This is a genomic window from Streptomyces sp. NPDC046900, assembly GCF_040644975.1.
In the GTDB taxonomy this organism is placed as follows: domain Bacteria; phylum Actinomycetota; class Actinomycetes; order Streptomycetales; family Streptomycetaceae; genus Streptomyces.
Genome location: NZ_JBEYXD010000013.1, coordinates 191,495 through 202,398 on the forward strand (window position 1 = coordinate 191,495; position 10,904 = coordinate 202,398).

Annotated in this window: 8 protein-coding genes and 2 pseudogenes; 5 read left to right on the plus strand and 5 right to left on the minus strand. The window is 68.3% G+C overall.

Annotated elements, in window-relative coordinates; genetic code table 11:
* The first annotated feature begins 32 nt into the window (after positions 1-32).
* From ABZ904_RS16300 to ABZ904_RS16320, 5 genes are read left to right on the plus strand one after another with little or no spacing between them, the layout of a single operon-like run.
* Positions 33-977 (plus strand): phosphotriesterase, encoded by a 945-nt coding sequence (locus tag ABZ904_RS16300; RefSeq protein WP_361823788.1) that lies wholly within the window; start codon positions 33-35, stop codon positions 975-977.
* A 12-nt stretch (positions 978-989) separates the two neighbouring features.
* Entirely contained in the window at positions 990-2,108 is a 1,119-nt protein-coding gene (locus ABZ904_RS16305; RefSeq protein WP_359393083.1) for an FAD-dependent monooxygenase, read from the plus strand.
* 4 nt (positions 2,109-2,112) lie between these two features.
* Complete coding sequence (locus ABZ904_RS16310; RefSeq protein WP_361823791.1) at positions 2,113-3,036, plus strand: alpha/beta hydrolase; 924 nt, start codon at positions 2,113-2,115, stop codon at positions 3,034-3,036.
* Positions 3,037-3,072: 36 nt separating this feature from the next.
* Entirely contained in the window at positions 3,073-4,014 is a 942-nt protein-coding gene (locus tag ABZ904_RS16315; RefSeq protein ID WP_361823794.1) for an MBL fold metallo-hydrolase, read from the plus strand.
* Between the two features lie 17 nt (positions 4,015-4,031).
* Positions 4,032-5,813 (plus strand): CocE/NonD family hydrolase, encoded by a 1,782-nt coding sequence (locus ABZ904_RS16320; RefSeq protein WP_359393075.1) that lies wholly within the window; start codon positions 4,032-4,034, stop codon positions 5,811-5,813.
* An 85-nt stretch (positions 5,814-5,898) separates the two neighbouring features.
* Here ABZ904_RS16320 and ABZ904_RS16325 read toward each other — a convergent pair whose 3' ends face one another.
* The 5 genes and pseudogenes from ABZ904_RS16325 to ABZ904_RS16345 all read right to left on the minus strand — a co-directional run bounded on the left by ABZ904_RS16325 (position 5,899) and on the right by ABZ904_RS16345 (position 10,806).
* Positions 5,899-6,705, minus strand: a complete 807-nt coding sequence (locus ABZ904_RS16325) for an alpha/beta fold hydrolase (protein ID WP_360998652.1) — start codon at positions 6,703-6,705, stop codon at positions 5,899-5,901.
* A gap of 120 nt (positions 6,706-6,825) precedes the next feature.
* Complete coding sequence (locus ABZ904_RS16330) at positions 6,826-8,370, minus strand: FMN-binding glutamate synthase family protein (protein ID WP_361823798.1); 1,545 nt, start codon at positions 8,368-8,370, stop codon at positions 6,826-6,828.
* A 218-nt stretch (positions 8,371-8,588) separates the two neighbouring features.
* Positions 8,589-8,848 (minus strand): annotated as a pseudogene (locus ABZ904_RS16335) (pyridoxamine 5'-phosphate oxidase family protein); the annotation flags it as partial.
* Positions 8,849-9,020: 172 nt separating this feature from the next.
* Positions 9,021-9,268, minus strand: a pseudogene (locus tag ABZ904_RS16340) (integrase); the annotation flags it as partial.
* Between the two features lie 353 nt (positions 9,269-9,621).
* The gene (locus tag ABZ904_RS16345) at positions 9,622-10,806 is read right to left on the minus strand and encodes an MFS transporter (RefSeq protein ID WP_361823814.1); all 1,185 of its coding nucleotides are present in this window, start codon (positions 10,804-10,806) and stop codon (positions 9,622-9,624) included.
* Positions 10,807-10,904 lie beyond the last annotated feature (98 nt).

Sequence of the window (10,904 nt, forward strand, 5' to 3'; positions counted from 1 at the left end):
CCTCTTCTCAAAAGGTGAGTGTTGTGTCGAGAGTGAACACAGTCCTGGGGCCGGTCCCCGCCGAGGAGCTGGGTCTCGTGGCGATCCACGAGCACATCGGGTACGGCATGCCCGGCTCCGAGCTGGACACGAAGTGGTGGAAGACGCCCGAGCAGCGCTACGAGGAGACCGTCCCGAGGCTGCGGAGGTTCCACGAGCTGGGCGGCGGCACCTTCGTCGACGCGACCGGCATCTGCAACGGCCGTGACGTCGACTACTACAAGTCCCTGTCCGCGAAGACCGGCGTCCACATCGTCGCCTGCACCGGCTTCGTCGGCGGCGACACCGCTCTGCCGCACTTCGCCCGCGCCGACGTCGACTACCTCACCCGGCAGTTCGTCCACGAGATCACCGCCGGCATCGGCACCACCGGCAGTCCGGCCGGCGTCATCAAGGTCGGCGTGAGCCGCGGCGGCCGTATGACGGACCTGGACAAGCGCATCTACCGAGCCGCGGCCCGCGCCTCGCTCACCACCGGCGTGCCGATCCTCACCCACCTCGCGATCGACGCCGAGAACGCGATCGCGATCTTCAACGAGGAAGGCCTTCCCCTCGACCGCGTGCTGTTCGGGCACGTCGACGACGGCGTGAACGCCGACAGGACGCGCGACGTCTGGATCGCGGAGCAGGGCGGCCGCATCGGTTTCGACACCTTCGGCTATGAGACCGAGCTGCCGGACCCGCCGTTCTGGGCCCGCCCCCGCAAGGACCGGCTGGACCACTTCCTGCGGTTCATCGGCGACGGCCGGCTGAGGCAGGTCCTAGCCTCCGCCGACGCCAACTGCAGCCCGCTGGGCTGGCCGGGCGTCAAGGGACACACCGTCAACTACATCTTCGACGACCTCATCCCGGACCTTCGCGCCGTCGGCCTGGACGAGGCCGCCATCACGACGATCTTCGTCGACAACCCCGCCGACTTCCTGACCATCCAGAAGTAAGAGAGAACCACCATGCAGTCCTCGGACCTGAAGAACCTGAAGATCGCGGTCGTCGGAGCGGGATACGGCGGCGCGGCGGCGGCCAAGGCCCTGAGCCTGCTCGGCGCGGACGTGAACGTCTACGAGCAGGCGAACCAGATCCGCGAGGTCGGCGCCGGCATCGGTCTGCGCCCCGCCACCATCGACCGGTTCCGCCAGTGGGGCATCTTCGACGCGATCGCCGAGGTCAGCTCGCCCAGCGAGTACTTCGAGATCCTCACCGCCACCGGTGAACCGATCATGAAGGAGGCGTGGCCGGCCGCCGGGAACCAGACCCACACGCATCTGATCCACCGCGGCGACTTCATCGACGCCCTGCTGGGCGTGCTGCCCGAGGGCATGGTGCATCTCGGTCACAAACTGCAGACCGTCGAGGACAAGGGCGACAGCGCTGTCCTCACCTTCGCGGACGGCAAGACGGTCGAGGCGGACCTCGTCGTCGGCGCCGACGGCATCAAGTCGGTCGTGCGCCACCAGCTGTTCAGTGACAAGAGCCCGCTGTTCTCCGGCGAGCACGCCTACCGCGCCGTGATTTCGGTGGACGACGCCCACGGCATGGTCGTCGACGACAACCTCCGGATGTACATCGGCAAGGGCACGAAGATCTACCTGCTGCCGCTGAGGCACCGGGGCCAGGTGTCGTTCGACATCACCGCCCTGTGCCCGGACAGCACCTGGACACCCCAGGTCACCAAGGACGACCTGCTGAGGACGGTCGAAGGCTTCGACGAACGCCTGGTGAAGATCACGCGCGACCTCGACATGGACACCCTGAACATCCGCGCCGTCTACGACATCGACCCGGTCGACACCTGGCACTCCGGCTCCGTCGTCCTCGTCGGCGACGCCGCCCACTCGATGCTGCACCACCAGGGCCAGGGCGCGAACTCGGCCATCGAGGACGCCGGGGGGCTCGCCGACGCCCTGCGCGAAGCCGACTCCCTGAAGGAGGCACTGGCGCTGTACCAGGCCACCCGCAAGCCCATGACCGACAAACTGCAGGCCATCTCGCGCCAGGGCTGGACCGAAGACGAGATCAACGACGTCTTCCCCGGCCAGAAGCCCGCGGCGGCCGCCGCGCCGAAGGAGTGACGTCATGCCGCTGCATCCCGAGATCGCCAAGTTCGTCTCCGGCCTGCCCACCCCGCCCGAGGGCCCGCTCGACCCGGTCGCACTGCGCGCCGCCGACGAGGCGCATGTCGCTCCCGTGAAGGAACGCCTGCCGCTGCACTCGGTCGAGGACGTGACGGCACGGACCGCCTCCGGCGAGGTGCCGGTGCGGATCTACACGCTGGCCGAGGCCGACCGTCACGGTCTGCTGGTGTACTTCCACGGCGGCGCCTTCTTCCTCGGCAGCCTGGAGACGCACGACCACGTCGCGCGCTCCCTGGCCAAGGAGACCGGGCTCAAGGTCGTCTCCGTCGGCTACCGCCTGGCGCCCGAGGCCGCCTTCCCCGCCGGACTCGACGACTGCCACGCGGTCGTACGGTGGGTTGCCGAGGAGGGGGAGAACCTGGGCTGGGACGGCACGACCCTCGCTGTCGCCGGCGACAGCTCTGGCGGCAACTTCGCCGCCGCGGTCGCGGCCAGGGCACACGACGAGGGCTTCGACCGGATCACCCACCAGATCCTCTACTACCCTTCGCTCGACCTGGACTTCGACCTCGACCGCTACCCCTCGCTGCGGGAGAACGCCGTCGGCTACGGCCTGGAGACGGCGGGCCTGAGACCCTTCAACGCCTTCTACCTCGACAGCGGCGCCGACCCGGCGGACCCGCTCGTCTCGCCGATCAGGCGGACCGTCCTCGGCGGGCTGCCGCCCGCTCTCGTCGTCACCGCCGAGTTCGACCCGATGCGCGACGAGGGGGAGCTCTACGGCCGAAGGCTGCAGGAGGCCGGGGTCGGGGCGACGGTGCGCCGCTACGAGGGCGCGAACCACGGATTCGTCCAGCACTTCTCCTGGATCCCCGAGTACCACGAGGTCTTCGCCACGACCCGCGACTTCCTCAGCCGCCACTGACCGGGCGGCCTAAGCACGAGTTCAGAAAAGAGGACCATGACGCACGCAGTCACCGTCCATCCCTTGGTCTCGCCGTGGGGCCGCTTCGGTCTGTACAGCTTCTTCATCGACGCACCCGAACCGGCGATCGTCGACACCGGGATAGCGTCCTCGCCCGCCGAGGGGATGGCTTCGGCACTCGAGGCGATCGGGCGCCGCATCGAGGACGTGCGCTGGATCCTGCTGACGCACGGTCATATCGACCACGTAGGCGGGGCGTACGCCCTGTGGGAGCTCACCGGCCGACGTGCACAGGTGGTCATCCACGAGGCCGACGCACCGATGCTCCGCTCGCGGCGGGCCCATGTGGAGGAGTACCGCGCGGGACGCGGCCGGTACCTGGGTGATCCGGACGGGGAGGCGAAGGTGGCGGCGGCCGCCGACGCCGTCATCTCCGGCGAGATGGAACCCACCCTGCTCGTCGAGGGGGGCGAGACCCTGTCCTTGGGCGGTGACGTCACCGTGTCGGTGCACTCGATCCCGGGCCACACGCCCGGATCGGTCGCCTATGTCGTCGACGGTCAGCGGTCGGTGTTCACCGGCGACGCCGTGCAGGTCCACGGTGCCGCCAACGGCTTCCCCGGCTACACCGACCCGGCCGCCTACCGTGCCGGCCTGGAACACCTGCGCGACGAGGTCCGTCCGCGGCACCTGTACCTCGGGCACCCGTACCGCCGCGCCGATGGCACGCCGTACGGCGTCGAGCTCGACGAGGCACAGGCCCGGGAGGCCATCGCCCAGAGCCTCGTCGCCGAGCGTCGTGTCGCCGCGGCCGCCTGCGCCTGCCTGGAGGCCGGGCTGCGGGAGACGGACTCGCCGTACTCCCCCTTCACCCCCGTCGCCGACGCACTCGGCTACCGCGGCGACCCGACGCTCGAGCCGTCGCCGTTCTTCACCTCGCTGCACGGCTACCGCGCGCAGCACCACCAGACCGTGTAGTACAGGAGCTTCTCACCATGACCGACCTTCATACGATCCAGGCGGGCGGGCAGACCATCGTCGTCCGCAAGGACCTGCGGGTGCCGACGCGGGACGGCGTCCAACTCGCCGTGGACGCCTACCACGGAGTGGACGACACGCCGCGGCCGGCCCTGATCGCGATGAGCGCCTACGGCAAGGAGCTGCAGGCCCTCGGCCTCACCACACCGCCGCAGCGTCGGCCCAGCCCGATGTGGGACGGCTGCATCGAGGCCGGTGACATCGCCCGTGTCGTCCGCGAGGGCTACGTCCACGTCATCGGTGACATGCGCGGCACCGGCGACTCCGGCGGCGTCATGATCGGCAACTACAACTTCGGCGGGGTGTCGCAGGGGCAGGACCTCTACGACCTGATCGAGTGGGTCGCCGCGCAGCCGTGGTGCGACGGCAACGTCGGCATGATCGGCATCTCGTACTTCGGCTCGATGCAGGTGCTCGCCGCCGCCGAGCGTCCGCCGCACCTGAAGGCGATCTTCGTCAGTGGGGGGCACTACGACTTCTACGAGACGACATACCACGGCGGGATCATGTGGTTCATGCCGCGTGCCGCCCGCGAGGGCCGAGGCGGTGACTCCGGCATCGCGCACACCAACGTCAAGTCCCGCATGCAGGAGGTCCACAGCCCCGAGGAGCTGAGGAAGCTCGTCGACGAGCGGCTGGACGACCCGGACGTGACGGCCTGGCCGAACCTGGTCCACGTGCTCAAATACCCCAAGAACCGCGAGTTCTGGTTCGACATCGTGATGAACCCCCTCGACGGCGACTGGTACGAGGAACGCAACCCGATCAACCTGGCCCGGAACATCGACATCCCGGTCTACCTCCAGATCGACCAGGGCCGCGGCTGGACCCTGGACGGTCACATCGAGCTCTTCGACGTGCTCAAGGGTCCCAAGAAGCTGGACATCGGCGCCTACCCGCCGATGCAGTCGCGCCCCTGGGTCGAAGAACACGACAAGATGTTCCGCTGGTACGAGTACTGGCTCAAGGGAATCGACAACGGGATCATGGACGAGCCGGCCCTGAGCGTCTTCGTGGAGGGTTCCCGCGAGGTGGTCACCGCGGCGCAGTGGCCGCCGAAGGAGACCGAGTACAAGTCGCTCTACCTGCGCCCGCGGCACAGGCTCTCCTTCGAGCCCGAGCTCATGGGCCCCGAGTACGCCTCGCCCGACGGCTTCTACCAGGCGCCGCTCACCGTCACCGACAAGGTGCAGATGCTGAACTGGCGCACCGAGCGGTTCGAGGAGCCCACCGAGCTGATCGGCAGCGGTGCGGCGCACCTGTTCGCGGAGATCGACCAGGACGACACCAACTTCATCCTGCGGCTGTGGGACGAGGCCCCCGGCGGCGCTCGGCAGCTGATCACCACCGGCTACCTCAAGGCGTCCCACCGAGAGCTCGACGAGAAGCGCACCACCGAGGGCAACCCGTACCACCCGCACACCCGGGCGGTGCCGGTGGAGCCCGGGAAGATCGAGGAGTACGTGCTGCGGCTGTACCCGTTCGCGGCCACCTTCCAGCCGGGGCACCGCCTGGTGGTGGAACTGTCGAACGACGAGCCGCTGGCCGACGCGCACAACGCGCTGCTGCCGCCGGACGCCTTCCACCTGCCGGTGGGCCGCCCCGTCACCCACAAGATCTACCGCGACGCCGCGCACCCCTCCCGGCTGGTGCTGCCGTTCACGACGACCCCGGCGCCCGACACGACGCGATCAGGCACCGCGCGCACCGACGACGGAGACCGGCGCAGCGGCTCCTGACGAGGCCGACGCCGCCCGGGGGACCGCCGTACCCCCGGCCGGCCTCACCGCTCGGTCCAGGGCGTCGCCGACCCTGACCACACGTCTATCCGCGCGGTTTCTCGATCATCTGCGAGGTCTTTCCTCCGGGCTGTGACCTGTGGATGTACTGGTCGGCCCAGGCGCTGACGATGTGGGCGGCTCGCTGCGCTTGTCCTCGTGCGGTCAGGAGATGGTCTGCTCCTTCGAGCGAGACGAAGCTTCGCGGGTGTCGTGCCTCGAGGAAGATCTCTGCGGCGTTGGCGATGTCGACGGTGTTGTCGGTAGGCGAATGCAGGACGAGTAGGGGAACGTGCAACTCGCGTATCCGGTCACGCAGGTGAGCATGGCGGACGTCGTCGACGAAGGCACGCTTGAGGACCAGGGTCCTCCCGCCGACGAACCACTCGTGCGACCCCTCGCTGAGAACGCGATCCACGACCGCGTCGTACTGTCCCTCGACGTGGCTGGGGTCGACAGGTGCCCCGATCGTGGCGACCGCGCGGACGCCGGTTGCCTCGGCCGCTGCGGCGATGGCGGCGGCGCCTCCCCAGGAGTGCCCGACCAGCAGGTCTGCTGGAGTTCCTCGCTCCGCCATCAGCGTTGCCGCACGGATCGTGTCCTGGACCTTGATGGTGAAGGAACCGTCCCCCCAGTCGCCGTCGGAGTCTCCGATCCCGAGGTTGTCGTAGCGCAGCATCCCGATCCCCTCGCGTGCCAGCTGCTTGCTGACGCGTGAGGCGGCCGGCGAGTTCTTGCCGAGTGTGAATCCGTGGACGAAGATCCCCCAGCCCCGGATCTCGCCTTCTGGCAGGTCGATCGACCCGGCCAGTTCGGGGCCGACGACGCTCTTGAATCTCACTTCTTCAGTCATGTTGTGATCACCCGGCATGGACCGTTCGTGGGGTAGGGAGGTGAGGGCGACACGGGGTGGTGCCAGGCGCGCGCTCCGAGCAGGAGAGCAGCGAGTGTGGTGCTTGTCGCTGTCGGCGCGTCAGAGGGCCGGTTTGTGGACGGCGGTCCGCTGAGTGGTGAGCAGCGTGGTGATCTCATCGGCGAGGTGCGGGCCGAGCTTGCCCCAGCCGTCCTTGTAGCCGTAGACGCCGGCCAGGGTGCGGGCCTCGTAGTCGCCGTTCATGATCTCGATGTCGTTGGCTGTGATGAGTGCCGGGTGGGCGACGCCGACGGCCGACGAGACCTTGAGCAGTTCCTTGCGCAGGGTGCGCAGGTAGACAGCGGCCCGGGTGGCCTTCGAGGTCGGGTCGATGCCGCGGGCCAGCCATGGATTCTGGGTGGCGATGCCGGTGGGGCACTTGTCGGTGTGGCACTTCTGCGACTGGATGCAGCCGATCGACAGCATCGCCTCACGGGCCACGTTGATCATGTCGGCACCCAGAGCGAAGCCGACCGCGGCGTTCTCGGGCAGGCCGAGCTTGCCGGAGCCGATGAAGGTCAGCTCGTCGGTCAGCCCCAGTTCGGCGAAGGCGCCGTAGACCCGGGAGAAGCCCATCCGGAACGGCAGGGACACCGAGTCGGTGAAGATCAGCGGCGCCGCCCCGGTGCCGCCCTCGCCGCCATCGACGGTCACGAAGTCGAGACCACGGTCACCGCGCGCCATCAGCGTGGCCAGCTCCTGCCAGAAGCCCATGTCTCCCACCGCGCTCTTGACCCCGACCGGCAGACCGGTCTCGGTGGCGAGCAGCTCGACGAAGTCGAGCATCGAGTCGACGTCGCCGAACGCGGTGTGCCGGGACGGGGAGGCGCAGTCCTTGCCGACCGGGATGCCGCGGATCTGGGCGATCTCCGGGGTCACCTTCGCGCCCGGCAGCATCCCGCCCAGCCCTGGCTTGGCGCCCTGGGAGAGCTTGATCTCTATCGCCTTGACCGGGGCGCCGGCGACCACGTCCTTGAGTTTGTCGAGGCTGAAGCTGCCGTCCTCGTTGCGGCAGCCGAAGTACGCCGTCCCGATCTGAAGGACGAGGTCGCCGCCGTTGCGGTGGTACGGCGAGAGGCCGCCCTCGCCCGTGTTGTGCATCGTGCCCGCCAGCGCCGCCCCCCTGTTGAGCGCCGTGATCGCCGCGCCGGAGAGCGATCCGAAGCTCATCGCCGAGATGTTCACCACGCTCGCCGGCCGGAACGCCTTGGCGCGCCCGCGCGGCCCGCCCAGCACCTTGGCCGAGGGCAGCGGGGCCTGCGGGTCGTGGGCGTCGGGCAGAGTGTCGGCGAACGTGCGCTGCTTCAGGTAGGCGTGCCCCTGCACGTGCTCGACGTCGACGTCGGTTCCGAACCCGAAGTAGTTGTTCTCCTCCTTCGCCGACGCATAGATCCAGGTGCGCTGGTCACGACTGAACGGGCGCTCCTCCTCGTTGGAGGTCACGACGTACTGCCGCAGCTCCGGTCCGATCGTCTCCAACAGGTACCGGGCGTGCCCTATGACCGGGAAGTTCCGGAGCAGTGCGTGCTTCTTCTGGATGAGGTCGCGGGCGGCCAACAGCGCCAATGCTGTTGCGGTGGCCGCGCCGATGCTCCGGACGCGCATAAACGTTCCTCTCCTCGAAGCTCGACTCCATCGCCATGCGGTGGACGTCGTCGTGTCGTGTTGGGATTGGGTGTCGGGTACGACCAAGTGGGCGTCAGCGTCCATCGAAGAGTGCGAAACACCAAGGCCTGTGCCCGTGCTGTGGCTGGAGTCCCCCGACTGCGCCCATCTGCGCGAACTCTTAGGCTGCGGCGCTCGCGGCCTTGGGCTTCGGTCGTGCCCTCCAGAGTCGCCCAGCGTCCTCCGGCCACGTGGCATACGGCGACGCGCGCCTTCCCGGGAGCGCTGCCTGGACGTTGGAGACTTTTCTGCTGGATTTGCGGGTGGCAATCCGAGCGATGTCAGCGTCGGCGTTCAGTGTGACCCCGACGGGCACGACTGGGCGGCCGTCTGGTCGAAGTGTGGTCAGCATGCACAGGTGGTACTCACCCCAGAACTCCAGGCAGCCAGTTCTCTTGCGGCGTATCTCGGTGTGCATGACCGGAAGCCTAATCACGAACGATGTCCCGACTGTCCGAAAGTGGCCATGGCCACACCCATACCATTCGCGTGCGGGTCAGGGATTTGGCTCTTTTCGGTAATCGGTGGTAAGCGAAGCGTGATGAACCTCGTTGCCCGGCGCTAGGCTGCCGGCGGCAGACGTTCCGCGTGGAGTTCATTCGCGGCACCTGGATGCCCGTGATGACGACCTTGAACCCGGCGTCCACGAGCACGGCATCGATTGCGGCCGTGAACCTTGAGCCGCGGTCACGGATGAGGAAGCCGGCCCGGTTGCCCGCGTCCTCCAGGTCCATGAGGAGATTGCTTCCAGGCTGTACCACCCACTCGCGGTGGGGTGTGCGGTGATGCCCAGGATCCGGATGCGCCGGGTGGAGTGCTCAATGACCACGAAGACATACTCTCCGCCGCCCACGAGGCGATGCGCGCTACGCCCGAGCACCGCACCCGCCGCTCAAGCGCAGCGCAGCGTTCCCGACCTCGAACTCGCCAGCCTTGCGGTGTGAGACTGTTCAGCTCGGCGGGCCGAGCTGAGAAGTGAGTGAGGGGTGGGGCATCGTGTTCCCGATGTCCCCACCCCTCGTGCCATGCAATCAGCCCTTAGGCACGCGCTGTCACTTCGCCGTCGGGTCAGCTCTCACACCATCGCGCTGACAAGGTGAGCAGCGACGGCAGCACGGCACCCGCCTGCTCTCGTCGTGGCCTGGGCGGGACCTCCACCAGCGATCTGGTCCCGCCCAAGACCGCGACGGATCAGTCGGGAAGGGGTGCGCCGCGCGTTTCCGGGGCCAGCCGCACGACACCGATGCCAAGGGCGAAGACGACCGCGGTGAGGCTGAGCGGGATGGTGAGTGAGCCGGTCGCGTGGATGCCATAGCCGATGAGGAACGTTCCTCCGGCGGCGACCCACCGGGAGAAGGTAGTGGTGAACGCGAAGGCGGTGGCCCGCATCCGGGTGGGGTACTGCTCGGGCAGCCAGATGGTGAACACCGCGAAGCTGGCACCGCCGAGGCCGAGGACGGGCAGGAACGCGAAGGTCAGGCCGATGGAGTGCAGGGGGTAGGCCAGGCCGTACGCGCCGACAATGCCCACGATCATCAGTGCGAAGAGCGTGGCCAGCGCGCCGCGGCGGCCGGCACGTGCGGCGAGGCGGGGTACCACGAAGCAGCCGAGGATGGTGAAGACGGCCACCGTCATCGAGGACAGGCTGGCCAGGCGCACGGTGGTGTCGTGGTCGTAACCGGCCTGTGCGCACAGGGTGTTCATGGCGGCGGGAACGTAGGTGGCGCCGGCCCACAGGCCGATGACGCAGACCACCAGGAGCAGCAGGTTGCCGACGGTGCGGCTGCGGTACTCGCCGGAGAGCACCTCCTTGACAGGCTGCCAGAAGGACTGCTGAACGAGTTTGGCGGAGCGGTCCTGCCAGCGCGGGGGCTCGGGGGTGGTTCGGCGGATGAGAAAGACGGCGAATGCGGGGATGCCGCCGACGAAGAACATGCCGCGCCAGCCGAGTTCGGATCCGAACAGGAGGTAGACGATGGAGATCGCCAGTACGCCGAAATAGGCGGCCGAGTGCATCAGGCCGCCGAATCGTTCCCGGACACGTTCGGGTATGACCTCGGCGAGCAGGGTGCCGGCCATGGCCCACTCACCGCCGATCCCGATGGCGGCCAGGAAGCGGAAGGCGTTCCACTCCCAGAGGTTGGTGGAGATGCCGGCCAGGGCGGTGAAGACCCCGTACATGAGGATGGAGGCCATCATGGCGGGCTTACGGCCGAACCGGTCGGCGATGGGTCCCCAGATGAAGGCGAAGCCCCAGCCGAGGAGGAAGACGGCGGCGCTGATCTGTCCGTACCAGCCGATGTTCTCAGGGTCGGCGGATATGCCTGCCGTGGGCAGCAGTACGGTCAGGGCGGGGACGAGGACAAGCCCGGGGATCGTCTAGAAGACTGCTGAAGATCTTGTCGTGGGCTGTCCGGCCGTAGGTCGGACAGCCCTTCTTGCTTATGCGGTGGCCGGGGTGAGGTGCCAGCTGC